The organism is Steroidobacter sp. (assembly GCF_036406195.1).
Taxonomy (GTDB): domain Bacteria; phylum Pseudomonadota; class Gammaproteobacteria; order Steroidobacterales; family Steroidobacteraceae; genus Steroidobacter.
Genome location: NZ_DASWVW010000011.1, coordinates 17,903 through 44,349, shown reverse-complemented (window position 1 = coordinate 44,349; position 26,447 = coordinate 17,903). Strand labels below are relative to the sequence as shown.

The window sequence follows — 26,447 nt, the reverse complement described above, 5'->3', positions numbered from 1 at the left end:
CGGGGGCGCGGCAGGTTGCGCGGCGCGCAGTTTTATGGAGTGCCGCTGGACGTTATTGCTGCGCACACAGTATCTTGCGCGCCGTGGACTCAGACTACGACGTACAAACCCGCGTCACCGGGCTGGATGAGCTCCGAGTCAGGCGCCCCGGCGAGGCGTGCCTGGTCGTCATCTATGCGCCCGTGCAAAGCGACCTGGGGCGGCGTTATGTCCTGGACAAGAGCACGACCACGGTGGGGCGGGGTCGCGACAACGACATCGTTCTGCCAAGCGACTGCGTGTCCCGCCGTCATGCCCGGCTGGAGCAACGAGCCGGCCTGTTGTTCGTGGTCGACCTGGCGTCCACCAACGGCACCTTCATCAACGACGACGAGCATTCGGTGCGCGAGCGCCAGATGCAGCGGGGCGACCGGCTGAAGATCGGCGACACCATCTTCAAATATCTGTCCGGCTCCGACATCGAGCTGCAGTATCACGAGATCATTCACCGCATGACGGTGACCGACGGCCTCACCGACCTGGCCAACCGCAAGCTGCTCGACTCGGTGTTGGAAGAAGAGATTCCGCGCGCACGACGCCATGGTCGCGAACTGTCGCTACTGATGCTCGACATCGATCACTTCAAGAGCATCAATGACACGCACGGTCATCTCACCGGCGATTCGGTGCTGCGTGGCCTGGCGAGCATCCTGCAGCGGCGCCTGCGTCCCGGCGACCGGCTGGGCCGCTATGGCGGTGAAGAGTTCTGCGTCATCCTCCCCGAAACCTCGCTGCACAATGCCGCCAAGATTGGCGAAGACCTGCGCTCGCTGGTCGAGGCGCATGCCTTCGTAGCGGAAGACAAACACATTCGCGTCACCATTTCGGTGGGCGCCGGAACATTACAGGAAGGCATGAGCGTCGCCGATCTGTACCGGGCCGCGGACGAGATGCTGTACAAAGCCAAGCGCAGCGGACGAAACAAAGTCTGCCATTGAGGCAGCGGCCCGCTGTCACTCCACCGTCACCGACTTCGCCAGATTGCGTGGCTGATCGATATTGCGATCCTTCGCCAGGGCCACGTGATAGGCCAGCAACTGCAGCGGAATATTCATCAGCAACGGGTCCAGCTCGGGCTCGGACTTGGGCACTTCGATGACGCCATTGACCGCGACCGGCAGCGGCTCGCCGCTGTGGGTGATGGCGTAGAGTGGGCCGCTGCGCGCACGGATTTCCTCGAGCGTGGAAACATTTTTCGCGAACAGGTCGTCGCGCGGGATGATGACGACTGTGGGCGTCTCCGGGCTGATGAGCGCCAGCGGACCGTGCTTCAGCTCGGACGCGGGATATGCCTCGGCATGGATATAGCTGACTTCCTTCAGCTTCAGCGCGCCTTCCATTGCCACCGGATAGCCACTGGCGCGGCCGACGAAGTACGCGTTCTCGCGCTTTGCTAGCTCCTGCGCGAGCTTGGCGATGTGAGGTTCCATCGCGAGAATGTCCTCCACCTGCGCCGGCAGTGCTTCCAGCGCCTTCAGCAGGCGAGCGCCGTGCGAGGTGGACATATCCCGAATGCGGCCGAGATGAATGGCGAGCAATGCAAACGCCACCGCCGTCGACGTGAACGTCTTGGTCGAGACGACCGCGATTTCTGGCCCAGCATGGAGATAAATGCCGCGACCGCATTCGCGAGCGATCGTGCTACCCACGACGTTGACGATGCCGAGCACGCGTCCGCCTTTGCGCTTGATCTCCTGGACCGCGGCGAGGGTGTCGAATGTTTCACCCGATTGGCTCACAGCGATATACAGCGTGTCCTGCTCGATAACGGGATTGCGGTAGCGAAACTCCGATGCGGGCTCGGCATGCGCAGGCACGCGCGCCAGCTGTTCGATCAAGTGCGCGCCGATGCAGCCCGAGATGTGGGCCGAGCCGCAGCCCAGGATCTTCACTCGACGGATTTCCAGCAACTCGCGCGCTGCCATTTCCAGGCCGCCGATATGGGTGGTGTGGAATCGATTGTCGAGGCGGCCGCTCAGCGTGCGGCGGATGGAGTCCGGCTGCTCGGCGATCTCCTTGCGCATGTAGTGCGAGTAACCTTCCATGTCGAAGGACTCGACGGTCCACGCAATGGTCGAAGGTTTCTTGGCGGTCGCGCCGCCGTCGAGCGTCGACGTTTCGAAGCCATCGGCGCGCACCACTGCGATCTCGCCATCGTCGAGGTGCACCACGCTTTGGGTATGTCGTACCAACGCGGCAGGATCGGAAGCAATGAACATTTCTCGTTCGCCGATGCCGAGCACGACGGGGCTGCCATTGCGGGCGACAATGATGGCTTCGGGCCGCTCTGCGTCGAGCACCGCAAGTCCATACGTTCCAGTGACCAGTCGCAGCGCGCCGCGAACTCTGTCTTCCAGGCTACCGGCAGGCATGGCTGCAATCAGGTGGACCAGCACTTCCGAATCGGTGTCGGAGTGGAAGGTCACGCCACTGGCTTGCAGCTTCGCGCGCAACTGTGCGGCGTTTTCGACGATGCCGTTGTGAACGATGGCGAAACGCTCGCTGCCGTCCGTGTGCGGATGAGCATTGCGATCGTTGGGCTCGCCGTGAGTGGCCCAGCGCGTGTGCGCGATGCCGGTGGTTCCTTTCAAACGTTCGGGCAGCGAACGTTCCAGGTCCCGCACTTTGCCCCGGGTCTTGAAGATGCTGAGCTTCTCGTTGCGGGCGCAGGCGATGCCGGCGGAGTCATAGCCGCGATATTCCAGGCGGCGCAGGCCGTCTACGAGAATGGGGACCGCTTCGCGCTTGCCGATATAGCCGACGATGCCGCACATGCTGAATTGCTTCCGCTCAACCGTAGATGATTCTGCGGATCTGGCGCTCGCTGTACTCCGGCGCACGAAAACGGCGCCGCGCCAGCTCTTCGCTGATCTGCAGGTAGATCGCACGATTCGAAAGACCCTGCGCCTGCAGGGCTAGGTGGCGGCGGCGGATGAAGTCCTCTGGGATTTCGCTCATGAACGCGAGCACTTCCTGGACCAGCCGGGCGGCTTCCTGGGGTGTCAGGCGGCTGGAGCGGGCCAGGTAGTCGACCAGCTCTCCCATCTCGTCCTGCGCTCCCTCTGAAATCGATGCGGAGCCGAAGTCTGCCGATTCGCGGCTCATTTCCCAACATTCCTGCCCGAATTCGGGCAAGAATAACCCTGCTTGCCGTTCCGGGAACAGCATGGGGCCGCTAGGGGACCAGAGGACCGCTCAGGGGGCGCCGATCAGGCGTCGTTGCGGCTCAGGTAGAAATAGATGTAGCTGGTGACGAACAGCACGCACAGGCTGCAGGCGAAAATGATTCCCCAGCCGGCAGCGATGAGGCCGAACACGTCCAGGCTGCCCGGGGCGGCGGCCTGCGCCGGCGACAGCGAGCCAAAACCCGCAGTGATGGCGAACGTGGCCACGCAATTGAACATCCATTTCATCAGGTAGCCGGGCAAATAGATTCGCATGCTGCGGTTGTGGCGATAGGCGGCCGCGCGGGCCAGGCGATCGCCGCGGCTCGCGTCCTTGAACAACCAGAACGGCCACAAATAGCGAAACAGCACCAGCGACAAGGGCATGTCGTCGTAGTGCGAGGCGAGGGCTGCACCAGAAGAGCGCGACGTCATCTCGAGATTTCCAGGGACAATCTTTCACAAGTAGATGTCCTGGAGCGGCAGATGGTTCCGCTCGGCGGCGAACAGCAGCCAACCTCAGTGCGGCCGGGCGCCCGCTGGAGTCCAGCGCACGTTCAGCAAGCCGGTGCGATTGAAGCGATAGCGCTGCTATAGCCTGCCAAGGCCGAATAGGGCCCCCCGGCGCTCCGAGTTTGGAGCGATCTTAAGGGCAATGGCACTTAGTTAGCGCCCTGCAGTGGTTGGCGGTTAGCGGTTAGGGCAGAACGGAGGCCAGGCTTTAGCTCATTTCTGGCTAACCGCTATCCGCGAACCGCGAACCGCTGCGACAAAGGCGGTTGACTAAGCACCATTGATCTCAAGGGGCGCACCTGCGCGGGGTTTCCGTGAGATTCGTAGAGGCGAACGCGGCGCTTTACAACTGCAGCGTGCCTCGGGCGATCTCGATCACTTCGCCGCTCACGAAGATCTGACGTTCGGCAGTCACTTGCAGGAACAGCGTCGAGGGGCGTGCGACGTACTCGCCTTGTGAGATTTCCAACTGGCACGGCAAGGGGCGTCCGGTCGCAAGCCACCAGCCGCCGAAGTTGGCGGTGGCCGAACCGGTCGCGGGATCTTCCAGAATGCCGGCGGTGTCCGGAAAGAAAAAACGGGCCAGCGTGCGGCCGTTGGCCGGCGGCGCGAAAATATAGGCCATGCTGTGGCCATCTTCGCTGCGGACATCCGGGAAGATTTCCGGCCGGGGTCGGGCGCGATGGACTGCCGCCTCACTGGTCAAGGGAATGACCAGTTGTTCCTTGCCGGCTTTGATCCACAACGGTCGTTCGCCAATGTCACTGGCCTCGAGTCCCAACATGCTCGCCAATGTTTCGCGCGGTGCCTCGCATTCGCGCCAGGTCGGTTGATTCGCCTGCAGGGTCCAGCGGTTGCCTTGCGCGCGCACCGGAATGATGCCGGCCTTCATTTCCAGGCGCAGGTCGTCACCACCCAGGCCCAGCGCGCGACAGACGAAAGCAGTGCCGAGAGTCGGGTGCCCCGCGAACGGCATTTCATAGCTGGGCGTGAAGATGCGAACGTGAGCGTTGGCCGAGCTGGAAGGTTGAATGAAGGTCGTTTCAGATAAATTGAACTGACGCGCCAGTGCCTGCAAGGTGGCCGTGTCCAGGCCGGAGCCGTCTTCGAACACACACAGCGGATTGCCGGTGAGCGTGCCGCCGTTGCACGTGAACACGTTGACGATGCGAAAGTTCAGTGAGCGCATGAAACTTCTCGTGAGTGATGCGCCGTTGTAAGCGCAGCCGGCGAGGAGGTAAATGCACAGTCCGGCACGAGGATGCCGGGCACAGATCGCGGCGCTTGCTGCGCGCCGGCCGCGATCAACGAGTGGGCAGTGGCAACGGCGCCAGCCGGGCTTCGATCATGCGCGCCGCGGCGTCGAAATCGACGGCCGCCAGCGTGTCGGCGTTCTGGGTCAGCGCATCCAGGATCTCGTTCTGAATGCGGCCGCGCTCATGAGCCAGCGCATACGGAATATCGTCGCGAAACATCACCATCGAATAACGCGGCACGAAGCGTTGCGGATGACGCCGCTCCAGCTCCAGTGACAATGCCTTGTGCAGATGGAACTTGGGATGGCGCACCGTGTCGCGCATCTCCAGATAGTTCTCGATCGCCATGTCTGCAATAGCGCCGGTGTTCGGGCGGCGCCAGCTCTCGAATTCACGGAAGCTGCGTGCCCAGTCCTGGCTGTCCCGGAGCAATGCATCGAGCTCCCGGCAGTCTTCGAAACAGCAGTTCATGCCCTGGCCGTGAAACGGCGTGATGGCATGGGCGGCGTCGCCGAGAAGCAATAGCTTGTCGTCGACGGACCACTGCTGACAGCGAACCGTGCCCATGATGCCGGTGGGATGCTGCAGGAACTCGGCCGCCAGGTCGGGCATCAAATGCCGCACATCGGGAAAGTGCTGTGCGAAGAATGCGTCGACACTGTCGGGCGAGTTGAGAGTTTCGAAGCTCTCCGGACCGGTCAGGGCCAGGAACAATGTGACGTTGAAACTGCCGTCGACGTTGGGCAAGGCGATGAGCATGAAGCCGCCGCGCGGCCAGATGTGCAAGGCATGCTTGTCGATACGCGGCGTGCCATCTGGAAATGGCGGCAGCGTGAGCTCCTTGTAGCCGTGTACGAGCAGGTCCTCGGTGCACGCGACTCCGAGTTTTTCCACCATCGCTCGGCGCAGCACCGAGCCAGCGCCATCCGTTGCGAACACGCGATGCATGGGAATTTCGTGCGTCTGTCGTGCGCCATCGTCGGATTGCATCACGACGCGTTGGCGCGTGAAGTCCGCACCGATCGCTTGCTGTCGGAACAACAACTCGACGCCCGCGTCCTCGGCAGCATCGAGCAGAATGCAATTGAGCCCGGCACGGGATACTGAATAAATGACTTCCTCAGGGCGCTGGCCGTAAGGAACGAAAGTCAGTGCGCCGTCCAGGTCGTGCAGCATGCGCCCGGGCAGGGGCACCAGTTCCGGCTGCACGCGGTCCATCACGCCGGCCAGCTCGAGCGCACGAATACCTCGTGCAGCCAGCGCAAGATTGATCGAGCGGCCCGCGTCGACCTGGACGCGCCGCATGTCATCCTGGCGTTCATAAAGGCGCACGCGGTGACCGCGCCGGGCCAGCGTGATTGATAACAGCGCGCCCGCCAGGCCCGCGCCGATTATTGAAATGGGCTCATTGCCCATGCCATCGCTCATTGCAGCGCCTGCTCCAGCGCGGCGACGAATCGCCAAACGTCGATGAAGGAATTATACAGTGGTACGGGTGCGACCCGGATGATGTCGGGCTCGCGCCAGTCGCAAAACACTCCCTGCGACGCAAGCGAATCGAATACGGCCCGCGCGTCGCTGGGAGAGCGATGCAAACGAATCGAGAGCTGGCAGCCGCGCGCTGCGGGGTCGCTGGGCGTGATGATGCTCAACGCCCGAGCCAAACGGGCCTGCAGCAACGACTGCAAATACCCGGTCAACCGCTGCGATTTTTCGCGGAGCTGGTCCATGCCGGCAGCCTCGAATAGCGGCAGCGAAGCCAGCAACGGTGCGGCCGACAGGATGGGCGGATTGGACAGCTGCCAACCTTCCGCCCCTGGAATGGGCTGAAACTTCGCCGGCATCTGGAAGCGGCTGTCCTTGTCGTGGCCCCACCAGCCGGCGAAGCGCGGCAGCTCGAATGCACGTGCGTGACGCTCGTGAACGAAGCATCCGCCGATCGCGCCTGGTCCGCCATTCAGATATTTGTAACTGCACCACACTGCAAAATCGACGCCCCAATCATGGAGCCGCAGCGGTACATTACCGATCGCATGCGCCAGGTCGAATCCCACCGTGCATCCCTGCTGCTGCGCGCAGCGGGTGATTGTCTCGATGTCGAATCGCTGTCCAGTGAGATACTGAACGCCGCTCAACATCACGGTCGCGATGCGCGGGCCCTCGCGCTCGATCAGCGAGCAGATGTCTTCGGTGCGAATGACATCTTCACCCGCGCGTGGACCGATCTCGATCAAGGCGGAACCCGGATCGAAGCCTCGCTGATGAATCTGCGACGCCACTGCATATTGGTCCGACGAAAAAGCGCGCTGTTCGATCAGGATGGCGTCCCGCCCGGGACGCGGCCGATAGAAACTGGTGAGCATCAAATGCAGATTCACGGTCAGCGAGTTCATCGCGACCACTTCGATAGGCTGCGCACCAGCGAGTCTCGCGAGCGAGCTCGTCAGTTGTTCGTGATACGGCAGCCACGGGCGTGAGGATGCGAAATGTCCTTCGACCGCAAACTCGGCCCAGTGCTGCAACTCCTCGTTGAGCACGCCAGCCACCCCACGGGGCTGCAGTCCCAGCGAGTGACCGCACAGATAAACGCTTTCGCCGCCTGCATGTTGCGGAATGAGAAATTCGCAGCGCAGATGCGCCAGGGAATCGGCTGCATCCTGCTGTTCGGCGAACGAGCGCTCGACGGCAACGTTCATGCGGGTGACAGGGGCAGCAGGATCGGGCGGCTCGGCGCGGCGTCGATCATGAAGGGCGCGACCTGCAGGTTCAGCAAATACGCGCCATTGGCAACGTCACTATCGATGAACGCCATCTCCGTGATAGTGGCGTGCCTGCGAGTGACAGTCTCCGCCGCAGTGCTGCCCGCCGGCATGCCCCAGAAGATTCTGTGCGCGGCCAATTTGCCGCCGTCTTGTGCCCGATCGATGGAAGGCAGGTCTACCACCAGAGTATCGACGCCTTGCTCAACGATATGTCGCATGGCATCGAGTGAGAAGTATGGTGGTAACGCGCCCTTGTCGCCCTCGGCGTCATAGTTACGTGTGAGCTTGGACGAATCATTCGGCAACGTCCTGACGACCAGCGCCGGATAATCGCTCAGCGCCGCGCCGCCAAGCGCTGCCTGCAGCGCCGCCAGTGAAATGATGCGATCGCCGGGCAGATCGCTGGCGGGCTCGGGTGTGATCGAAATCAGCAATGCTGCGCTGAAATGCCGAATGGCAAGGTCGCGCACGCTCAAACGCTCGCGAGTGATGTGGCCCGCGCACTCGGTGTGGGTGCCATTGCAATGAGGCGTCAGCGTGTGAACCGAACAGTTGCAGCTACCGCCGTGACGGACGTCGCCGACGAATGAGCCCGCGGTGATCGCCTCGGCACTGGCCGCTGGCGCGCCGAAGAAAGTCGGCTGCGCCTCGTTGAAGTGCAACGGAATGGAAATATCGTGGCCGCGAGCGGCAACGCGCCAACGTCGGCCGGCAATCTCGATAGCTAACATGCTGGCGGCGGCGGAGGAGTCACGCATCCAACGATGCAAATCAGCGCTTGTGCGCCACTGCGCCGCACGCCTGGCAGGTACGCATTTCCAGGGAACCGTAGAAGCGCTCGAACACCGGCGGCAATTGCTTCTCGATGTCGCTGACATGCAGATATTCGGCATGCAGCGGATAGGAGCAGTGCTCGCAGAACCAGAGAAAGCCGTCCTGCTCCTCCGGCCGGCGCTTGCGCTCGATCACCAGCCCGACCGTGTTGGCGTAGCGCTGCGGCGAATGCGGCACACGTGCCGGCAGCAGCAGAATCTCGCCCTCGCGAATCGGAATGTCGACGCGGGCACCCTCCTGCATGGTGCGCAGGGTCATGTCGCCTTCCAGCTGATAGAAGAATTCTTCGCCGGGATCTTCGTGATAGTCGGTGCGTGAATTGGGGCCACCGACCACCATGATGATGAACTCGGACTCGCGGAACACCAGCCGGTTGTTCACCGGGGGTTTGAGGGATTCGCGGTTCCGGTCGATCCAGTCGCGAAAATTGAAGGCTTTGAGCGGGCTCATACAGTTTCTCCGCGGGGCCCCAGTATACCTATTGCGAATGCTGCTGTGGCCGGCGCGAACGCGCAGTGGCGCGCAATGCCGAACAGATGGGCCCTGGCTTGCGTCCGCCCGGGGTACAGACCATGCTGTCGTCAATTGCAGAGGACACCGCTCATGTCGCGGAAATGCGTAACTTCAGCGGCGCTGGTATGGCTGGCGCTGACCATTGGCCTGCCCGCGGTCGCTGCGACCGAACCCGCGCCCGCCGAGGCCACGGCGACGGCGGCCGATCCCGTGCAGGCCATCTGGAAGCATCAGGAAATCTCCTTCTACTTCCAAAGCTTCACGACCTTCTACTCGTGCACCGGGCTGGAGAGCAAACTGGAGCGCATCATGCGCGAGCTGGGTGTGCATGCTCGCGTCAAGGTGCGCTCGGCCGATTGCCCCGCGTCGGTGGCCCGCATGCCGCGCGTAGTGATGAACGTCGTGGCGCCGGTGGAGGCGACACCTGAAGCGCTGGCGGAGCGTGACAAGAACAAGAGCGTGCGAGAGCTGGTCGAGCGCGTGCGGGGAAAGAGCAATCATCGGCTGGACAGCCTGGAACAATTTCCGGCGCAATGGCGCCGCGTCTCCTTGACGAGGGGCCGGCTGGACCTGCAGCCGGGCGACTGCGAGCTCATCGAAGAGGTCAAGAAGAAAGTGTTGCCCAAGCTGGCCGTGCGCATCGTCAATGACGACGTGCAGTGCTCGCCCAATCAATTGACGTTGGGTCAGCCGCGCCTGGAAGTGGAGGCATTGGTAGAGCTGCCGCAACCCGATGACAAGGCAGAGGACGCTGCGGCCAGCAAGCAGCAGGGGACTTGAGTCATTCCCTGCGAAATCATTCGCTGCCGATGCTGAGTCCGGAAGAAGAGCAGGGCACGAATACTGGCGCTGCGGCGGGTTGGTCGAGCCGCACAGCGCACAGTTTTCCTCCCCATACGCAACCCGTGTCGATGGCGAGCACGCCATCATTGTCGTAGTACCCGAGAGCCGACCAATGGCCGCAGACGATGCGCATGTCGCGTGAGCGGCGCTCCGGCACTTTGAACCAAGGCATGAGATCCCCGGGCGCGTCCTGCACCTGGCCTTTGAATTTGAGATCGAGCCTGCCGTCGGCCCGGCAGAAGCGCAGGCGCGTGAGGCAATTGGTGATGAAACGCAGACGATCGGTGCCGCGCAGATCATCCGACCAGCGATCCGGCTTGTCGCCATACATGTGAGCAAGCAAGTTGCGGCAACGCTGGTCGTCGCGCAATGTTTCTTCTAGCTCGCTTGCGCACGCTTGCGCCATCGCCAGGTCCCATTGCGGCGGCAATCCGGCATGGATCATGGTGTAGCCGAGCGCGGCATCGTGATGGAGCATGGGCCGGTGCCGCAGCCAGTGAATCAGCTCGTCGCGATCCGCAGCGCTGAGGATGGCCTGGAGGGTGTCCTTGGATTTGATGGGTTCGCTCGGTGACAACACCAGCGCCAGCAGATGCAGATCGTGATTGCCGAGCACGCAGATGGCGGCATCGCCCAGCGCTTTCACACGACGTAACACTTCGAGCGAGCGCGGGCCGCGATTGACCAGGTCGCCGACCAGCCACAGCGTGTCGCGAGAAGGGGAGAAGCCGAGCTGGCTCAGCAGCTGCGCAAATTCCTCATCGCAGCCCTGAATGTCACCTATCGCATAGACGGCCATGGGGCAACGGCCGTGTCCAACTCAGTGCAGCAGCCCTGGCATCGCCAAGGTGAAGGGGGCGATCGGCGCGTCGAAGTGCGAGCCGTCATCGGCCAGCATTTGATAGCTGCCCTGCATGGCGCCCACGGGTGTTTCGAGGACCGCGCCGCTGGAGTAGCGGAAGCCCTGGCCCGGTAGCAGATACGGCTGCTCGCCGACCACGCCTTCACCACGCACTTCTTTCACCTTGCCGTTCGCGTCGGTGATTACCCAATGGCGGGTCAGCAGGCGCGCTGGCACCTGGCCTTCGTTGCGAATGGTGATGGTGTAGGAAAAGGCATAGTGCCCCTCGTCCGGCTTCGACTGCTCGCCGACATAGTTGGCGCTCACGTCGACGCGGATCTTGTGGAGCGGATCGGACGCAGGCTCGGCATCGCGGACCGGAGGGACCGGGGTGGAGGTGCGACCTTTGGGAGACGTGGTATCTGTCATATCCGATACTGGCTGGTGCGCAACGATTCTAGCAGACCGCTCCGCGAGTCTGGCGACTGGATCATGCCGGTAAAACGCTGCACGGCGCAGCGGCGCGCGCTTTCGAGTCTTATGTCGACTCCCATGCCGACATGCATGCCGACTTGCATGCAGACGGGGGAATGTCGCTTCGGCCGGCGGCTAATGCAGCCGGACGGCGAGCACGTCGCAAGGCGCCGCGTGCAGGATGGTGTCCTCGGTGAAGTTGAGCAGGATGGCGAGGCCATGCCGCTCGCGGCTGCCGAGGACGATGAGATCGCTCTTCAAGCGCTGTGCGGCACGGATGATCTCGGCCTTGATCCCACCGGTTTCAACCAGCTGCCGGCTGTTCGACAGCGACAAGGTATCTGCCAGCTCCTTCAGCCGCTGCTTGGCGCGCTCGACCAGCTCGCCTTCGATCTGCACCGATGGCAACAGCGCCTCGCCCATGGGCTCCACCGGCACGTACTCCACGACGTGCAACAGCGTGATCTCGGATTGATAGCAGGCGGCGATGGCCTTGGCGCGCTCGCCGATGATCCGGCTGTCCTCGGAAAGATCGACCACCAACAGAATGTTCTTGTAGTCGCGCATCGCCGTCCCCCAGGCCAGCATCAAAGGATGCGGATCGATTATAGGCCGGCCGCCGCGGTTGTGGACCCGGCGCGTAGCCCGAGCTCACTTTTGGGGGGTCACTTGGAGGCCAGTCGCCGGCCCAGCGCGACGAATTGCGGTGGCGACAGAACCTCGGCACGCAGGCCCGGATCGATGCCGGCGGCGGCAATGTCCTCGGCGTCGAGCAAGGGTTTCAGCGCATTTCGCAGTGTCTTGCGCCGTTGGGAAAAGGCTGCCGCCACCACCGCGGTGAACTGTCGAGCATCGCCAACGTCCAGGGGCGTTGCGTGTGGCGTCAGCCGGGCCACGGTCGAGATCACCTTCGGCGGCGGCCGGAAGGCGCCCGGTCCGATATCGAACAGCGGCTCGACCCGCACCCACGGCGCCAGCATCACGGTCAGCCGGCCGTAGTGCTCCGAGCCCGGCGCCGCCGCCATGCGGTCGATCACCTCTTTTTGCAGCATGAAATGCATGTCGAGGATGTACTGGCGCTGCTCGATCAGGTGAAACAGCAGCGGCGTGGAAATGTTGTAGGGCAGGTTGCCGACCAGCCGCAGCGGCCGGCCGCCGCCCTGCTCATATATATGTGCGAAAGAGAACGTCAGGACGTCGGCCGAGTGGATGTGCAGGCGCGGGTCGTTCAGGGTGACCTCGCGCAGGTGCGCGATGGCGTCGCGGTCGATCTCGACGGCGTGCAATTCATCGAGCCGTTCCAGCAATGGCAGCGTGAGCGCGCCCAGGCCCGGCCCGATCTCGACCATTCGATCCTGCGACTGTGGTGCGATCGCGGCGACGATCCGCCCGATCACCCCCGGGTCATGCAGGAAATGCTGGCCGAATCGCTTGCGGGGTCGGTGCATGAGTCGTTCGCAGCGCCATCTGTATGGCCACTTGCATGGATTTGACCAGGCTGCTCGCGTCGGCCTTGCCGGTACCGGCCAGTGACAGCGCGGTGCCGTGATCGACGGAAGTGCGCACGATGGGCAGGCCCAGCGTGATGTTCACCACCTCGCCGAAGCCCGCGAACTTGATGACGGGCAGGCCCTGGTCATGAAACATCGCGAGCACGGCATCGGCCTGCTGCAGCATGTGGGGAGTGAAGGCCGTGTCGGCAGGCGCGGGTCCCACCAATTGCAAACCTTCCTGGCGCAAACGCTCCAGCACCGGCGCAATCACCTCGATTTCTTCGCGGCCGAGGTGACCCGATTCGCCCGCATGCGGATTCAAACCGCACACCAGGATGCGTGGCGTCGGGATGCCGAACCGAGTGTGCAGATCCTTATTGATGATGCGGATCACGCGGGTCAGCAGCTCATCGGTGATTGCGGTGCTGACTTCCCGCAAAGGAAGATGCGTGGTGGCCAGCGCGACGCGCAGCGTATCGGTGGCGAGCATCATCACCGGGTGGGCGCCGCCGGTATGTTCGGCGAGATATTCGGTGTGTCCGGAAAACGGTACGCCGGCGTCGTTGATGACGCTCTTTTGTACGGGCGCCGTGACCATCGCATCGAACTCGCCACTCAGACATCCCTGGGCGGCGGCGTCGAGCAGGTTCAACACGTAGCGCGCATTGGCAACGTCCAGTGTTCCGGGCCGCACACGTACAGCGGTAGGAACGTGCAGCACGCGCAATGTGCCTGGCTGATGGATTGGCACGACGGTGCTGCTGACGTAGGGGAGCAAACGAATGCTCAGATGCAGCTGCTGGGCACGTTCTCGCAGCAACTCGATGTCGCCTGCAACGACGACGTCACAAGGCCATTCGCGCGCGGCGATGGCGAGACACAGATCCGGGCCGATGCCGGCAGGCTCGCCCGAGGTAACGACGAGCCGCGGTGTCTTCGGATTGCTCAAACCGGTCTGCCGCAGGGCTCCGGCGGTCACATCCTGTATTCCACGAAGGCTTCGTCGCGCAGGCGCCGCAGCCACAGTTCCGTTTCTTCTTCCGCCTTGGCTTCACGCAATTCGGCGAAGGCGCGCTGACGGCGCAGGTCCTCGGTCGAATCGTGCTGACGGCGGCCGAGCAGCTGCACGATGTGCCAGCCGAACTGGGTCTTGAACGGCTTGGAGATTTCGTTCTCGCTCAACGCGTCGATCTGTTTCTCGAACTCCGGCACGAAGCTGCCGGGACCGGCCCAGCCGAGGTCGCCGCCGTCGGCGGCCGAGCCCGGGTCCTGCGAGGTGACCGCGGCGATCGCGGCGAAATCTTCGCCACCTTCCAGCACGCGCCGGCGAATGTCGTTCAGCTTCTGCTCGACGGTCTGGTCATCTTCCAGCTCGTTGGTTCGCAGCAGGATGTGACGCGCATGGACCTGCGACACCACCGACTGCTGCACGCCGCCGCGCACTTCGTTCAAACGGAACAAATGAAAGCCGCTGGGCGTGCGGATGGGCTCGGACGTCTGGCCCGGCTTCATCTTGGCGATGTTTTCGGCGAGGATGGACGGCAGCTGCGAGCCGCGGCGCCAGCCGAGCGAGCCGCCTTCGATGTTGGTGCTGCTGTCCGAATAGGTTACCGCGAGCTGCGCGAAATCTTCGCCGCTGCTGGCCTTCTCGAACACGTCGCGAGCGCGTTTCTCGCGGGCTTCGATCTGCTCCGGCGAGGCGCTCACCGGCACCGAGATCAGGATGTGCGACACGTTGTACTCGGCATTGCGGTCGGGCGTGTTCTGCTGCCGGGCCAGGAATTGCTCGAGCTCGCGCGGCGACACGTTGATGCGGGCGATCACGTCGCGCTGGCGCAGCAGCTGCAACGTCATCTGCCGGCGAATTTCGTCGCGGAATGTGCGGTAGTCGATGCCTTGCTGCGCCAGGGCCTGCGGCAGATCCGCAAAGCTGATGTTGTTGCGCCTGGCCACGTCGTCGAGCGCGCCGTTCAGCATTTCGTCGGAAACCTGAATGCCGAGCTTGTTGGCCCGCTGCATCTGGATCTCCTCGATCACCAGGCGTTCGAGGATCTGTTGGCGCAAGACATTGCGCGGCGGCAGCTCGGTATTTTGCTGACGCAGCCGGTGGGTGATCTCTTCGGTCTGCTCTTCGAGCTGGGAGTTCAGTACCACGCCGTCATTGACGATGGCGGCGATGCGATCGAGCAATACGCCGTTGCTGGACAGCTCGCGTGTCTGAGCCAGCGCGCCGCCGGCCACCGCCAGCAGGACCACGCCAACGAGGCTGCCACGGATCGCATCGAAAATAGGGCGGAGCAGTTTCATGGGTTACCAGTTGTGTCGCGGGCCGGTCTCGTTGCCGGAGCTGTTGTCGCCCGGGGCCGGGCCACCGCCGCATGGGCGAGCCGGGCCTCATTCATCCTCGGGAGGGCGGAGCGAGTATCCCCGAATCGACTGCTCCAGAAAAGTATTGGCGCCGGTTCCGACATTGGACAGGCCGTTTAGTTCAAGCTGCAGCATCAGGCTGGTGTCCAGGTCGCCGGTGCGGTCGCTGACGTAACGGCGGGCCACGACACGGAAACGCCAGCAGCAGGAGCGATATTCCAGACCGGCGAACTGGTCGATCACGCCCTTCTCGTCCCGCCGCGGCACGGTCCCCTCGGAGGGTTGCGTGGGATCGATGGGGGCGGTGTCGTCGATGGCATCGTCCTCGAGCGAGTACACCATGCGTGCATAGACGCTCCAGTCCCGGCTGATCGGCCAGGCCACCGAGGCATCCACCTGCTCCAGCCGATCGCGCCGGAATCGATAGCCCAGGTTCATGACCTGGTCGTAGCGCGGCTGGTATTGCAGCTGGATCTGGCCGCGCTCCGAACGCGTCTCGCTGGGGTCCCATTGAATGCCGCCGCTGATGTTCCAATTGCCGTACGCCCGCAGATCGAGCTCGGCGATGATGTCGGAAGTCTCGGGGTCTTCAGGCGTCTCGCCAGGCAGCGTCACGCGCGGCCGATCGAAGTAGTAGGCCTGGCCCACGGTGGCCGCGATGTATTGTTCGCCCGTGTCCGCATCGAGCCAGCGCGAGGTCAAGCCGATGGCCACCTGGTTGGCGTCGCCCAGCCGGTCGGCGCCGACATAACGATTGGTGCGGAACAGTTGCACCAGGTTCAGATCGGCCGGGTTGGTGTCGAACACCGGCAGATCGTCCTGGTTGCGATAGGGAACATACAAATACATGAAGCGCGGCTCGATGGTGTTCAGGCGCTGCTGGCGCGCGCCGAACAGGCGCTCGAACACCATGCCGCCGTCGACGCTCAGGATGGGCGCCGAGCGCGAGAAGGTGTCTTCATCGTCGTTACCATCGTTCCGCCCGACATCGCTCAGCTTGTAGCGCGTGTAGCGCCAACTCGCCGCTGGCTCGATGTACACGCCCGCGCCACGCAGCGGCATGCGGATCTGCGGTGCAAAGTCGCTGCGCCAGCCCGTGGCCAGACCTGTGACGTTGTGGTCGAAGCTGGCGACTTCCAGGTCCAGGGCATAGGTGAGCCCGAAGGGCTGGTCGGGAAAGTTGGCGCGCACCGCCAGCTGCGGCAGCATGGTGTACGGTCGGTCCGCCGGTGCGATCGGCAAGCGGTTGTCGGTCGGGAAGTCGATGGTCTGGAAATTCTGGGCGCGCAGGATGGCCAGCCAGCGATCGTCTAGATACGTGAGGCTGGCGGAACGGTTCAGATAAGTGACGCTGGTGCCTTCGGGCCCCATGCCGAAGTCCTCGAACCATTCGTCGTCGCTGGCGTTGGCGGCGTCAATGTTCAGGCGCAGGCGCTGCGTGAAATCGGATTGATCGAGGAAATGGACCAGGCTGCGTTCGGCGCCGAATTCGCGGTCGTCGGGCAGATATTGAACGTTGAGCTCGCCTGCGCCGGCGGAGTTGAGATAGCGAAACTCGGTGTCGAGCTTGGTGCCACGCTTGCTGTAGTAGGTGGGCGTGAACGTCGCGTCGTAGTTGGGCGCGATGTTCCAATACCAGGGCACCGAGAGCGAATAGCCGCTGCGCGAGGACGTGCCGATGGTCGGAAACAGGAATCCCGACTTGCGCTGGTTGCCCACCGGAAAGGAAATGAACGGCGTGTACAGCAGCGGCACACCCTTGAAGTCCAGGCGCACGCCGCGGCCAATGCCGAGCCCGGCGCCCTGGTTGATGTCGATATCCGATGCGGTGAGCATCCAGTCTTCGTTGCCGAGCGGGCAGGTGGTGTAACGCACCCTGTCTAACGACAATGTGCCCTCGGTAGTCGCCCGGATACGATCGGCCGAACCACGCCCATTACGATCGGTCAGCTCGAACTCGGCGCCCTCGAACACAGCGCCGCCTGCGCGATCGATGTGCGCGCCCGCGCCGCGCACCGTGACGGCGCCATCGCTGTACTCGACGCCCTGATTGACCCTGAAGCTTTCGTCTTGCGGGTTGTAGGTGGCATCGCGGGTCTGGATGCGCCGCTCGCCCTGGCGGATCTCGACATGGCCGGTGAGCTTCAGCTCGCCATCGCGTGTGCCTTCGACGCCGTCGGCTTCGAATTCGATCTCTTGCGGCAACTCGATGGCTTGCCTGGGGGCGCGGTGCGCGCTGGCGGTGGCTTCGGTGTTGGGTGCCGGGCACTTCGGTAACTGCCCGGTCTCGGTCTCGCTCTGCTTCTCGGCCGCATGGCTCGGCATCGCGAGCGAGGCGGCCAGCGCGACGCCGACGGCGACTCCGAGGGTGGCTCGAATGGTAATTCGGAGGGGTGTTGGAGGTGTCGCAGTTCGGTGCATCGGGGGGCGATTATAATGAGCGTCGTTTGCCGCTGGCCGTCTATTTACGTCCACAATTGGCCCACCCGTTCTGATTCTGGGAGCGCGATTCGCGTGTCATCACCTTCACACGACGGTCATCCGGTCCGTGACCTGCGCCTCGAGCAGCTCGAGCAATGGCTCGCCGGTCTGTTCGGCGCGCGCGATTTCACCATCGCTCCAGCCTCCGCCGATGCCAGCTTCCGCCGCTATTTCCGTGTTTCGCGCCAGGGACAGACCTGGATTGCAATGGATGCGCCGCCCGGCAAGGAGGACATGGGCCCATACATCCACGTCGCAGCGATGCTGGCCGAGGTGGGCGTCAATGCACCGAAGGTGTTGCATCGGGATGAAGTGCAGGGCTTCTTGCTGAACACGGACCTGGGCTCGCGCACCTATCTCGCCGAGCTGGAAGAGGGCGGTGACGCCGAGCGCCTGTATCGCGACGCCATCGAGGCATTGGTCGCCATTCAAGCGCGGGCTGGCAAGCTCGCCAGGGAGTTGCCGCCCTATGACGAGGCGCTGCTGCGCCGGGAGATGGGACTGTTCCCCGAATGGTTCTGCAAAAAGCATCTGGGCCTGGAATTGAGCGAAGATGAAGTAGTGGGCGTGGCGAATACGTTCGACACGCTGGTGGCCGAAGCTCTGTCGCAGCCGCGCGTGTTCGTTCATCGTGACTACCACTCCCGCAATCTCATGGTCACCGACAGCACCAGCAAGACGCCGGGCGGGCAAGGGCCCAATCCCGGCATTCTGGATTTTCAGGATGCGGTGCTCGGCCCCGTGACCTATGACCTGGTGTCGCTGTTGCGGGATTCGTATGTGGCGTGGCCGCTGGAACGCGTGCGCGCCTGGATCAAACAATTTCGTGGCAGCGCCCAGCGCAGCGGCGTGGACGTTGGGGCCAATGCCGCGCAATTCCAGCGCTGGTTCGATCTCATGGGTGTGCAGCGGCAGCTGAAGGTGCTCGGCATCTTCGCGCGCCTCTATCATCGGGACGGCAAGCCCGGGTATTTGAAGGATCTGCCGCGGACCTTGAGCTACGTGCGCCAGGTCACCAAGAACTATCGCGACCTGGAGTTCCTCACGGCCTTCATCGAGCAGCGCATCGTCCCGGCGATGGCCAAGGTATAGGAACAAACGATGCGCGCGATGATCCTCGCGGCGGGGCGCGGCGAACGCATGCGCCCCTTGACCGACCACACGCCCAAGCCGCTGTTGCCAATCGCCGGCAAGCCGCTGATCCAGTATCACATCGAGGCGCTGGCGAAGGCCGGCGTGAGCGACATCGTCATCAATCTTGCCTGGCTGGGAGCACGGATCGTTGCGGCATTGGGCAATGGCTCGCAGCTCGGCGTGCGCCTTCACTACAGCGACGAAGGCGATGCTGCGTTGGAAACCGGCGGCGGCGTGTTCAAGGCGCTGCCGTTACTCACCGGCGGTAGTGGCGCCGAGCCGTTCATCGTGGTCAGTGGCGATATCTGGACCGAGTATCCGCTCGCGGACAGTGTGAACAAATTGGCGCCGCACGACGTGGCGCATTTCGTGCTCGTGCCCAATCCCGACTTTCACACCAAGGGCGATTTCGGGCTTGCCGGCGCCCGCCTGGTCGACAGTGGCGAGCGTTACACGTATGCCAACATCGGCGTGTTCCGGCCGGAGTTCTTCGCCGGCTGCCAGCCTGGCAGGTTTCCGCTGGCGCCGCTGATGTTCGACTGGATTCGCAAGGACAGGGTCAGCGGCGAGTTGTATCGCGGCGTGTGGCACAACGTCGGCACGCCCGAACAGCTGCGGCGGCTCGATCAGGAAGCGTCGGCCCAGCGCCGCAGCAGGTTGTGATAAACGCCGGTGAGCTGCACCAGCGCCGGATGACCGGCCGCATCGGCACCGAGGTGCTGGATGGCCAGATCGAGATCGAACAGTAACGTGCGCTGCCCGTCGTCACGCACCATGCTCTGAATCCAGAAGAACGAGGCCACGCGCGCGCCACGCGTCACCGGCTGCACTCGATGCAGGCTGGTGGAAGGGTAGAGCACCAGATCGCCCGCCGGCAGCTTCACGCTGTGCGAGCCATACGTATCGTCGATCATCAGCTCGCCGCCGTCATATTCGTCCGGCCCGGTGAGGAACAACGTGGCCGACAGATCGGTGCGCACCCATTGTTGGGTTGGCTCGCCTTGCGAGCCGCGCACCTGCCGGATCGCGTTGTCGACGTGATTGCCGAAGGATTGTCCGCCAGCGTAGCGATTGAACAGCGGCGGGAAGATCTTCAGCGGTAGCGCGCCGGCGGCGAACAGCGGATTGCGTTCCAGCACGGCAACGATCATCTGCCCCAGTTGCCGCGCGACAGGAGAGTCCTCGGGCAACTGGGCATTGTCCTTGGCCTTGGCGGATTGATGTCCGGCAGTGACGCGGCCGTCGATCCAATCGGCGGCATCGAGCTGGCGGCGGCATTCGGCGACCTGCTCGGCGGTCAGCACATTGGGAATGTGGAGCAACATGGCTGCAAGAGGGTTACAAAGAAGGTTGCTGGGAGCGGGCCCATGCGAGCTGCCGGCACAAGCGCCGGCAGCTCGCGATCGACTTAGAAGCTGAGGAACGCCGTGAGCTGCGCGGTGCGGCCTGCGCCGGGCACATAGTGACCGCCGCCGAACCGGTCCACGTACTCTTCATCGCCCACGTTGAGAACGTTGAGACGCAGCGACACCGCGTCGTTCACGGTGTAGCTCGCCATCAGGTCGACCAGCACAGCGCCATCGACCACCAATTCACCCAACGTCGCGTTGCGCGAGCGGACCATGTCGTCGATGTATTGCACGCCCAGGCCGACGGTCAGTCCGAACGGCAGGATATAGGTCGTCCAGGCATTGGCCGACACTTCGGGGACCAGCGGCAGTTCCTGGGCTTGATCGAGCACGTTGGCCGAGAACTTGTATTCGGTGTCCAGGAAGCTCACGCCTGCGAACACCGACCACGCGTCGCTGATCGCGCCCGTGGCTGAGAATTCCACGCCTTGAATGCGCTGCTCGCCGTCGAGAATGAACGGGTCGCTGTTGAGATTGCGCGTGCGCAGGTTGGTCTTCTCGGTGCGGAATACCGCGCCGTTCAACGCGAGGCGGCGATCGAGCAGTTCCCACTTCACGCCGGCTTCGAGGTTGTTGCTCTCCTCAGGCGGCAGATTGACGTTGTTAGCTTGCGCCGGATTGTTGCTCAAGCCGGCGCCGGCGCTGCCGGCATCGACCGTGGGATCGAAGCCGGTGCCGTAGGCGACATACAGCGTGCCCTCTTCGACCGGCTTGAAGGTCACCGCGGCCTGGTAGGTGATCTCTTCGTCCGAGCGCGACAAGTTCGTCACGACGCCCGTGTCCAGATCGCGCAGCCGGTAGTCCACATCGACGGCATCCCGGCGCACGCCGGCGGTGATCGCCCACTGATCGGTGAGCTTGATGGTGTCGACGACATAGAGCGCGACGTTCTTGATCTCGGTCTGCGACGGATCGCCGCTGTTGGCGGGCATCGGGCCGCGTGGCCGCTCGTTCGGATCGGGCCTGAAGAAATCCGTGAGCGGCGGCTGGTTGGTGGACTGCGAGCTGTTGCGGCTGTTGGTGGTCTCGCGCGTCAGTTCCAAGCCGGTCACGACGCTATGTCGAATCGCGCCGGTGGCGAGCTCGAGGGTCACATCGGTGAGGTTGGTGATGTTCTCCATTTCCATGTCACGCCGCTGCAGCTGCCGATTCGGCGGACGCGGCGCCGTGATGGCCGACGAGCGTTCGCTATCCAGATAGCGCAACACGTTGCGCGCGGTGATGGCGCTGCTGAAATCGTGTTCGAGCTGCAGCGTGCCGCTCTTGGTCTCGATGTCTTCGTAGTCGTAGTTCTTCAGACCATAGAAGATGCTTTGATCGACCGGCGGCGTCGCTTCATACGCGCCGGTGGGGTAGGACACGCCGTTGGCAGTGTAGGGGCCCCACGGCAGACCGTAGTCCGGAATATTGTCTTCATCGACGTAGAGCGCGCTGGCGGTGAAGCGCGTGGCCGTGCCGAGACCGAGCGCGAACGAGGGCGCAATCCCCCAGCGCTGGTTTTCCACCACGTCGCGATTGGCGACTTCGGCGTCGTGATACATGGCGTTCAGCCGGAACGCCATGCTGTCGCCGAGCCCCAGGTTGATGTCGCTGGTGAGGCGCTTGTAATCGTCGCTGCCGACACCGAGCGAATAGTCCTGCGAGTTTCCCTGATGCGGCGCCTTGGTCACCTGGTTGATGGCGCCGGTGGTGGTGCTGCGGCCACCCAGGGTGCCGGTCGGCCCCTTGATGACTTCGACCTGCTCCAAGTTGAACGAATCACGTGTGTACGGACCGGTGTCGCGCACGCCGTCGACGAACAGGCTGTTGCGCGCACTGGTGCCGCGCATGGAAAAGTTCTGATCGCCGGGCAGGCCGCCGCCGCCTTCGCCCGCTTGAAACGTGATGCCTGGAGAGTTGCGCAACACGTCGCGTAAGGTGGTCGCCGCGCGGTCGCGGATCACCGCCTGAGGAATTACCTGGACGGTCTGCGGCGTGTCGAGCAGGGGTTGGGTGAATTTCGGCGAGGAGGCAACGTCGGCCTTGAGCGATTCTTCCTCGGCACCCACCGAGATCTTCGGAAGCGCTTGTGGCTCGTCATCGGCAGCCTGCAATGCCGGCGCTGCCGTCTGCAGGACAGTGAAAATGGTCGCGGCGAGCGTGGAGCAGCGGCCCCGTCTGGATGCGAGTATCGAATCGCGCATGGCGAGAAGTCTCCCTCGTTAGGAACGGCGATGACGTCTGGCTGGCGACACGACCCATCCGTGATGGCGTGTTGGCTGGCTGCATTGGTCCTTCTTGTGGAATGCGACTTTAGGTGAGAAAGCTTCTCATTTGCAACCGGGTGTTCTTCGAGGCATCATGTCGTCAGTGCTGTTGCCTTGGGTTGTCGAGGCTGGCTCGGGTTGGCCGGGGTCGGTGGACGACCGCATGAGATCGGGCGAGAGAGGTTGCCGTGTTCGCAGAAGATCATTCGCGACGACTGGTGATCGCCGCCGCCATCGCCGCCGTGCACGTGGCGGGAGTGTACGCGGCGCTCAACGTCGTACCGGAGCTGAAGCAGGCTGTTGCGCAAGTGCCGCTGCTGGTGACGTTTGTTTCGCCGCCTGAACCTGCGCCTCAACGCCCGTTGCCACAGGTCGCCGTGGTAACGCCGCAACGATTGGTGCAGATTCCCGACCTGCCTCAGATCGACATTCCCAATGAGGCGCCACGGTCTCCGCGCGCCATTACGGTTCCCTTGCAGCCCCCGCCGCCGGCTGCGCAATCTGCGGACCGAAGTACACCGAAGCTGGTTTCGACGGTTGAATATGTCCGCGAGCCTGCGCCTCGATATCCGCCGCAGTCACGCCGGCTGCGAGAGCAGGGCCTGGTGGTCCTGCGAGTCGTCATCGATGAACGCGGCTCGGCCAGCAGCATCGAAATAGAAACGTCCAGCGGGCATGCACGCCTGGACGACGCCGCGCGCGATGCAGTCTTGCGTGCCGCCTTCCGGCCCTATGTCGAAGACGGCGAGCCGCGCCGCGCCCTGGTACTGATACCCATCGAATTCGCATTAAATCGGGGTTCGGCGTAACTATTTCTCCTCGCCGCTGTCACAGACTTACTGCCCCCGCCAGCGACGGGTGCCTCGTTCATCATCGAGTGGAACAATCGACTACGGCGACCGTTGCCTGATGTGCCGAGGAGAGCAGGACGAGCCGTCTCGCACGATGGTGCAGCAATGCCTTGAACGGCAGCACCTCCATGGTGCGCAAGGGGATTTGATGGCGCGTTTCTTATCAGCAAAGTTACTTTACAGGTAGGTAGATTCTGTTTCGGAGTGCTTGCCTTCCTCGCAGAAACTTTATACCTTGCGCGGCGTTTCTGCGGTCTGTAGGACAGCGCGTCAATACGGAATTTACGGACTCACTCGGCCAATCTCAGGCTGTCTCAGGCTCAATCTGAGGATCGGGCGACGCGCGTGGAGGCCGGCAGGAACGGGGGTTGTATGCCCGCGAGCATACGCATCGAACGACCACTAACGGTTGCGCACTAACTATGCGGGGCTGAGCACTAGGTCCCGTGTCTTATTTTTGTTGAGCTGCAAAGCATGCCCTACGCACCAGCCACGGACAGTTCGTTTTTCACCCGCCGCGGCCTCGTCTTCGCCGCCATCATCCTGTTGCATGTCGGGATGTTCTATCTGCTGAACTCCGGGCTGTCCCATCAGATCATCGATGTGGTGCTGGGACCGATCGAGACCCGCATGATCGAGGAGGCGCCGAAGCAGGAAGAGCCGCCGCCGCCGCCGCCGCCGAAGATCGAAACCCCGCCGCCGTTCGTGCCGCCGCCGGAAATCTCGATCGACATCCCGGCCGACGCGCCGCCGACCAAGGCGATTCAGCAGACCACCACGGTCAAGCCGACCGCCCCGCCGCCGGTGGCCGCTCCGCCTCCGGTGCAGCGTACGGCTCCGCGCTCGGATGCGCGTCGCCCGTTGACGCAGCCCGAGTACCCACCTTCATCGCGTCGTGCTGGTGAAGCGGGCACGGTCATCCTCGAGGTCTATGTGCTCGAGAACGGCCGGGTCGGCGAAGCCAGGGTGAAGCAGTCGAGCGGCTACCCTCGCCTGGACGAGGCGGCCATGCGAGAAGTGAAGCGTTCCTGGCGCCTGGTCCCGGGCACCGAGAACGGCAAACCGGTTCCGATGTGGGGGCAGTTCGCCGTCACATTCAAACTCACGGACTGAGGCGCGTGCATCGCGTGACGAAGGGCCTGCCAGGCGCGGGCCCGGCAGACGGCAAGTAGAACTCCACCCACTGACCAAGGTCATTGATTTAATCGTAGAGGACATCGTTCCATGGCTCCGAACACCGAAAACGTCGAAAACCCCTTCGGCCTAAAAGCTCTCTGGGAGCAGGGTGGGGTGGTCGCGCACGGCACATTGATCATCATGGTGATCCTGTCGCTGGCCTCCTGGTACATCATTCTCACCAAGGCGTGGGACCAGCGGCGCCTGTTCAAGCAGTACAAGGAAGTCGAGAAGAATTTCTGGACCGCCGGCAACCTGCGTGACGGCGCTGCCAAGCTCAGTGGCAAGGACAACGCCTTCCGCATGATGGTGGAAGACGGCATGCGCGCCGCCCAGCATCACGAAGGCCGCCTGACCGACCAGATCCCGCTGCACGAGTGGATCACCGCGTCGCTGTATCGCACGGTGGATTCCATCAGCAAGCGTCTGAACACCGGCCTGTCGGTGCTCGCCACCACCGGTTCCACCGCGCCGTTCGTCGGTCTGTTCGGTACGGTGTGGGGCATCTACAACGCGCTGATCCAGATCTCCCTCGCCGGCCAGGCCTCGCTCGACAAGACCGCCGGTCCGATCGGTGAGGCGCTGATCATGACCGCCATCGGTCTGTTCGTCGCCGTGCCTGCGGTGTGGGGCTACAACTGGCTCCTGGGCCGTAACAAGGACCTGATCGAGAAGCTGCGTTACTTCGCTTCCGACCTGCACGCCTACCTGGTGAGCGGCGCCCGCGTCGAGAGCACCACTCCGGTCAGCCGTCCGGCGGCGGCCGCGCCTGCTGCCGCGGTGACTCGCAAGTAATCGTGAGGGGGCTCCGGTGTCCAGCCGGAGCCCTTCTCCTCACCGGAGCATCGTTCAATGAGTTCACAAACTGGCATGTACTCCGAGCCGACCGGCGAGGATGAAGAGAAAGCCATGTCGGAGATCAACACGACGCCCCTGGTGGACGTCATGTTGGTGCTGCTGATCGTGTTCATGATCACCATCCCGGTGATCACGCACACCGTTCCGGTCGAGTTGCCCAAGGTGCGTAACGAGGCGACCAAGACCGCGCCCGAGAACATCAATATCTCGGTGAACAAGGACGGCCAGATCTACTGGAACCAGACCCTGGTGCCGGACACAAACGCGCTGCTGGAGCGCCTGAAGGGCTCGGCGGTGCTCAAGCCGCAGCCGGAAGTGCATGTCCGTGCCGACCAGGCCACTCGCTACGAGTACGTTGGCCGCGTGATTCTTACCGCGCAGCGCGCCGGTATCCAGAAAGTCGGATTCATCACCGAACCCGGCCCCACTGGCGCCGTCTCTCGCTGACGCCCGCGCCAACCAGAAGAGGTATTTGCCATGGCAATGAGTGTAGGCGGGGGCGGCGCAGACGAACCCATGATGGACATCAACACGACGCCGTTGATCGACGTCATGTTGGTGCTGCTGATCATGTTCATCATCACGCTGCCGGTGATGACCCACGCGGTCAAGCTGGACATGCCCCAGACCAATCGTCCGCCGCCGGAGAATCAGGTGCAGATCGAGCCGATCCGCATCGACATCGACTGGGACGGCAGCGTGGTGTGGAACGGCACGCTGGTGCAGCTGGACCAGCTGGAAAGCTACTTCCGCGTCGAAGCGGCCAAGAATCCGCAGCCCGAGCTGCACGTGCGTCCGGAGCGCCGGGCGAATTACGATACGGTGGCCAAGGTGCTGGCGCTGGCCCAGCGCAACGGCATGCAGCGCATCGGCTTCGTCGGCAACGAACAATTCCTGGGCGAATAAGTAATGTCGTATCGTGTTCAGCCCGCGTTCAGGCGGGCCGGACACGATGGCCCGGATAGATCACGGTTGAAAACCAGCTGGCGGCGGGAGTCGAACAATTCCCGCCGCCGACCGTTTGTAGTCAGCGACCCACACGAGCTCTAGCGGTTCAGGGTGCCATACGGATATGGTGGCCGGCGAATTTATGGCCGCACCGGCGGTCATAAATCAAGAACGTACATGATCGCCTCGACTCCTGGGTCGACGATCGTGGACGCAAGACCGTGCATGGCCGGCTCGGCGGCCAT

Annotated in this window: 26 protein-coding genes; 9 read left to right on the top strand and 17 right to left on the bottom strand. The window is 63.3% G+C overall.

What is annotated here, in order from left to right:
* The first annotated feature begins 83 nt into the window (after positions 1-83).
* Complete coding sequence (locus tag VGE08_RS04245; RefSeq protein WP_331066617.1) at positions 84-977, top strand: GGDEF domain-containing protein; 894 nt, start codon at positions 84-86, stop codon at positions 975-977.
* A gap of 15 nt (positions 978-992) precedes the next feature.
* Here the strand turns inward: VGE08_RS04245 and glmS are convergent, their stop codons facing one another.
* The 8 genes from glmS to VGE08_RS04205 form a co-directional block, all read right to left on the bottom strand.
* Positions 993-2,813: a glutamine--fructose-6-phosphate transaminase (isomerizing) gene (gene glmS / locus VGE08_RS04240; protein ID WP_331066616.1), complete on the bottom strand. Its 1,821-nt coding sequence runs from the start codon at positions 2,811-2,813 to the stop codon at positions 993-995.
* 16 nt (positions 2,814-2,829) lie between these two features.
* Entirely contained in the window at positions 2,830-3,207 is a 378-nt protein-coding gene (locus tag VGE08_RS04235) for a hypothetical protein (RefSeq protein ID WP_331066615.1), read from the bottom strand.
* A gap of 41 nt (positions 3,208-3,248) precedes the next feature.
* Positions 3,249-3,638: a hypothetical protein gene (locus VGE08_RS04230; RefSeq protein WP_331066614.1), complete on the bottom strand. Its 390-nt coding sequence runs from the start codon at positions 3,636-3,638 to the stop codon at positions 3,249-3,251.
* 421 nt (positions 3,639-4,059) lie between these two features.
* Positions 4,060-4,905, bottom strand: coding sequence for a PhzF family phenazine biosynthesis protein (locus tag VGE08_RS04225; RefSeq protein ID WP_331066613.1), 846 nt, complete (start codon positions 4,903-4,905; stop codon positions 4,060-4,062).
* Between the two features lie 115 nt (positions 4,906-5,020).
* Positions 5,021-6,400: an NAD(P)/FAD-dependent oxidoreductase gene (locus VGE08_RS04220; protein WP_331066612.1), complete on the bottom strand. Its 1,380-nt coding sequence runs from the start codon at positions 6,398-6,400 to the stop codon at positions 5,021-5,023.
* The gene (gene kynU / locus VGE08_RS04215; protein WP_331066611.1) at positions 6,397-7,668 is read right to left on the bottom strand and encodes a kynureninase; all 1,272 of its coding nucleotides are present in this window, start codon (positions 7,666-7,668) and stop codon (positions 6,397-6,399) included. The genes VGE08_RS04220 and kynU overlap by 4 nt, the downstream gene beginning before the upstream one ends.
* Positions 7,665-8,492 carry a cyclase family protein gene (locus VGE08_RS04210; RefSeq protein ID WP_331066610.1) on the bottom strand — a complete coding sequence of 276 codons (828 nt, stop codon included), beginning with the start codon at positions 8,490-8,492 and terminating at the stop codon, positions 7,665-7,667. Before VGE08_RS04210 ends, kynU begins: the two co-directional genes overlap by 4 nt.
* A 13-nt stretch (positions 8,493-8,505) precedes the next feature.
* Entirely contained in the window at positions 8,506-9,018 is a 513-nt protein-coding gene (locus VGE08_RS04205; protein ID WP_331066609.1) for a 3-hydroxyanthranilate 3,4-dioxygenase, read from the bottom strand.
* Positions 9,019-9,171: 153 nt separating this feature from the next.
* On the opposite strand from VGE08_RS04205, the gene VGE08_RS04200 reads away from it, so the two are divergent.
* Entirely contained in the window at positions 9,172-9,861 is a 690-nt protein-coding gene (locus tag VGE08_RS04200) for a hypothetical protein (RefSeq protein ID WP_331066608.1), read from the top strand.
* A gap of 16 nt (positions 9,862-9,877) precedes the next feature.
* On the opposite strand, the gene VGE08_RS04195 is transcribed toward VGE08_RS04200, so the two are convergent.
* The 7 genes from VGE08_RS04195 to VGE08_RS04165 form a co-directional block, all read right to left on the bottom strand.
* The gene (locus VGE08_RS04195; protein ID WP_331066607.1) at positions 9,878-10,723 is read right to left on the bottom strand and encodes a symmetrical bis(5'-nucleosyl)-tetraphosphatase; all 846 of its coding nucleotides are present in this window, start codon (positions 10,721-10,723) and stop codon (positions 9,878-9,880) included.
* Positions 10,724-10,744: 21 nt separating this feature from the next.
* Positions 10,745-11,194: a Co2+/Mg2+ efflux protein ApaG gene (apaG, locus tag VGE08_RS04190; RefSeq protein ID WP_331066606.1), complete on the bottom strand. Its 450-nt coding sequence runs from the start codon at positions 11,192-11,194 to the stop codon at positions 10,745-10,747.
* A gap of 180 nt (positions 11,195-11,374) precedes the next feature.
* Positions 11,375-11,806, bottom strand: coding sequence for a universal stress protein (locus tag VGE08_RS04185; protein WP_331066605.1), 432 nt, complete (start codon positions 11,804-11,806; stop codon positions 11,375-11,377).
* 98 nt (positions 11,807-11,904) lie between these two features.
* Entirely contained in the window at positions 11,905-12,687 is a 783-nt protein-coding gene (rsmA, locus tag VGE08_RS04180) for a 16S rRNA (adenine(1518)-N(6)/adenine(1519)-N(6))-dimethyltransferase RsmA (RefSeq protein WP_331066604.1), read from the bottom strand.
* Entirely contained in the window at positions 12,644-13,711 is a 1,068-nt protein-coding gene (pdxA, locus tag VGE08_RS04175; RefSeq protein ID WP_331066603.1) for a 4-hydroxythreonine-4-phosphate dehydrogenase PdxA, read from the bottom strand. The genes rsmA and pdxA overlap by 44 nt, the downstream gene beginning before the upstream one ends.
* Complete coding sequence (locus VGE08_RS04170) at positions 13,708-15,039, bottom strand: peptidylprolyl isomerase (RefSeq protein ID WP_331066602.1); 1,332 nt, start codon at positions 15,037-15,039, stop codon at positions 13,708-13,710. The genes pdxA and VGE08_RS04170 overlap by 4 nt, the downstream gene beginning before the upstream one ends.
* A gap of 87 nt (positions 15,040-15,126) precedes the next feature.
* A complete protein-coding gene (locus tag VGE08_RS04165) occupies positions 15,127-17,520 on the bottom strand; it encodes an LPS-assembly protein LptD (protein ID WP_331066601.1) in 2,394 nt (797 codons plus the stop codon).
* 93 nt (positions 17,521-17,613) lie between these two features.
* Between VGE08_RS04165 and VGE08_RS04160 the strand changes: the two genes are divergently transcribed.
* Both VGE08_RS04160 and murU read left to right on the top strand, forming a co-directional pair.
* A complete protein-coding gene (locus VGE08_RS04160; protein WP_331066600.1) occupies positions 17,614-18,672 on the top strand; it encodes an aminoglycoside phosphotransferase family protein in 1,059 nt (352 codons plus the stop codon).
* Between the two features lie 9 nt (positions 18,673-18,681).
* On the top strand, positions 18,682-19,377 hold the full coding sequence (gene murU / locus VGE08_RS04155) for an N-acetylmuramate alpha-1-phosphate uridylyltransferase MurU (protein WP_331066599.1): 696 nt from the start codon (positions 18,682-18,684) through the stop codon (positions 19,375-19,377).
* Here the strand turns inward: murU and VGE08_RS04150 are convergent.
* Positions 19,341-20,039: a Fe2+-dependent dioxygenase gene (locus tag VGE08_RS04150; RefSeq protein ID WP_331066598.1), complete on the bottom strand. Its 699-nt coding sequence runs from the start codon at positions 20,037-20,039 to the stop codon at positions 19,341-19,343. The genes murU and VGE08_RS04150 overlap by 37 nt on opposite strands.
* Positions 20,040-20,122: 83 nt before the next feature.
* The gene (locus VGE08_RS04145; protein ID WP_331066597.1) at positions 20,123-22,306 is read right to left on the bottom strand and encodes a TonB-dependent siderophore receptor; all 2,184 of its coding nucleotides are present in this window, start codon (positions 22,304-22,306) and stop codon (positions 20,123-20,125) included.
* A gap of 251 nt (positions 22,307-22,557) precedes the next feature.
* On the opposite strand from VGE08_RS04145, the gene VGE08_RS04140 reads away from it, so the two are divergent.
* The 5 genes from VGE08_RS04140 to VGE08_RS04120 all read left to right on the top strand — a co-directional run bounded on the left by VGE08_RS04140 (position 22,558) and on the right by VGE08_RS04120 (position 26,160).
* Positions 22,558-23,178 (top strand): TonB family protein, encoded by a 621-nt coding sequence (locus tag VGE08_RS04140; protein WP_331066596.1) that lies wholly within the window; start codon positions 22,558-22,560, stop codon positions 23,176-23,178.
* Between the two features lie 516 nt (positions 23,179-23,694).
* Entirely contained in the window at positions 23,695-24,333 is a 639-nt protein-coding gene (locus VGE08_RS04135; protein ID WP_331066595.1) for an energy transducer TonB, read from the top strand.
* Between the two features lie 111 nt (positions 24,334-24,444).
* Complete coding sequence (locus VGE08_RS04130) at positions 24,445-25,191, top strand: MotA/TolQ/ExbB proton channel family protein (protein WP_331066594.1); 747 nt, start codon at positions 24,445-24,447, stop codon at positions 25,189-25,191.
* Positions 25,192-25,248: 57 nt separating this feature from the next.
* Positions 25,249-25,701 (top strand): biopolymer transporter ExbD, encoded by a 453-nt coding sequence (locus VGE08_RS04125; RefSeq protein WP_331066593.1) that lies wholly within the window; start codon positions 25,249-25,251, stop codon positions 25,699-25,701.
* Positions 25,702-25,731: 30 nt separating this feature from the next.
* A complete protein-coding gene (locus tag VGE08_RS04120) occupies positions 25,732-26,160 on the top strand; it encodes a biopolymer transporter ExbD (RefSeq protein WP_331066592.1) in 429 nt (142 codons plus the stop codon).
* Positions 26,161-26,447: the final 287 nt, after the last annotated feature.

What these genes read in the sequence shown, in the direction of transcription:
- VGE08_RS04135 (WP_331066595.1), top strand. Translation starts at nt 23,695, where the DNA reads ATGCCCTACGCACCAGCCACGGACAGTTCGTTTTTCACCCGCCGCGGC.
- VGE08_RS04230 (WP_331066614.1), bottom strand. Translation starts at nt 3,638, where the DNA reads ATGACGTCGCGCTCTTCTGGTGCAGCCCTCGCCTCGCACTACGACGAC.
- apaG (WP_331066606.1), bottom strand. Translation starts at nt 11,194, where the DNA reads ATGACAGATACCACGTCTCCCAAAGGTCGCACCTCCACCCCGGTCCCT.
- VGE08_RS04130 (WP_331066594.1), top strand. Translation starts at nt 24,445, where the DNA reads ATGGCTCCGAACACCGAAAACGTCGAAAACCCCTTCGGCCTAAAAGCT.
- VGE08_RS04120 (WP_331066592.1), top strand. Translation starts at nt 25,732, where the DNA reads ATGGCAATGAGTGTAGGCGGGGGCGGCGCAGACGAACCCATGATGGAC.
- VGE08_RS04125 (WP_331066593.1), top strand. Translation starts at nt 25,249, where the DNA reads ATGAGTTCACAAACTGGCATGTACTCCGAGCCGACCGGCGAGGATGAA.
- VGE08_RS04205 (WP_331066609.1), bottom strand. Translation starts at nt 9,018, where the DNA reads ATGAGCCCGCTCAAAGCCTTCAATTTTCGCGACTGGATCGACCGGAAC.
- VGE08_RS04210 (WP_331066610.1), bottom strand. Translation starts at nt 8,492, where the DNA reads ATGCGTGACTCCTCCGCCGCCGCCAGCATGTTAGCTATCGAGATTGCC.
- VGE08_RS04195 (WP_331066607.1), bottom strand. Translation starts at nt 10,723, where the DNA reads ATGGCCGTCTATGCGATAGGTGACATTCAGGGCTGCGATGAGGAATTT.
- VGE08_RS04220 (WP_331066612.1), bottom strand. Translation starts at nt 6,400, where the DNA reads ATGAGCGATGGCATGGGCAATGAGCCCATTTCAATAATCGGCGCGGGC.
- VGE08_RS04145 (WP_331066597.1), bottom strand. Translation starts at nt 22,306, where the DNA reads ATGCGCGATTCGATACTCGCATCCAGACGGGGCCGCTGCTCCACGCTC.
- murU (WP_331066599.1), top strand. Translation starts at nt 18,682, where the DNA reads ATGCGCGCGATGATCCTCGCGGCGGGGCGCGGCGAACGCATGCGCCCC.
- VGE08_RS04170 (WP_331066602.1), bottom strand. Translation starts at nt 15,039, where the DNA reads ATGAAACTGCTCCGCCCTATTTTCGATGCGATCCGTGGCAGCCTCGTT.
- VGE08_RS04165 (WP_331066601.1), bottom strand. Translation starts at nt 17,520, where the DNA reads ATGCACCGAACTGCGACACCTCCAACACCCCTCCGAATTACCATTCGA.
- VGE08_RS04200 (WP_331066608.1), top strand. Translation starts at nt 9,172, where the DNA reads ATGTCGCGGAAATGCGTAACTTCAGCGGCGCTGGTATGGCTGGCGCTG.
- rsmA (WP_331066604.1), bottom strand. Translation starts at nt 12,687, where the DNA reads ATGCACCGACCCCGCAAGCGATTCGGCCAGCATTTCCTGCATGACCCG.
- VGE08_RS04225 (WP_331066613.1), bottom strand. Translation starts at nt 4,905, where the DNA reads ATGCGCTCACTGAACTTTCGCATCGTCAACGTGTTCACGTGCAACGGC.
- VGE08_RS04185 (WP_331066605.1), bottom strand. Translation starts at nt 11,806, where the DNA reads ATGCGCGACTACAAGAACATTCTGTTGGTGGTCGATCTTTCCGAGGAC.
- kynU (WP_331066611.1), bottom strand. Translation starts at nt 7,668, where the DNA reads ATGAACGTTGCCGTCGAGCGCTCGTTCGCCGAACAGCAGGATGCAGCC.
- VGE08_RS04235 (WP_331066615.1), bottom strand. Translation starts at nt 3,207, where the DNA reads ATGCTGTTCCCGGAACGGCAAGCAGGGTTATTCTTGCCCGAATTCGGG.
- glmS (WP_331066616.1), bottom strand. Translation starts at nt 2,813, where the DNA reads ATGTGCGGCATCGTCGGCTATATCGGCAAGCGCGAAGCGGTCCCCATT.
- VGE08_RS04150 (WP_331066598.1), bottom strand. Translation starts at nt 20,039, where the DNA reads ATGTTGCTCCACATTCCCAATGTGCTGACCGCCGAGCAGGTCGCCGAA.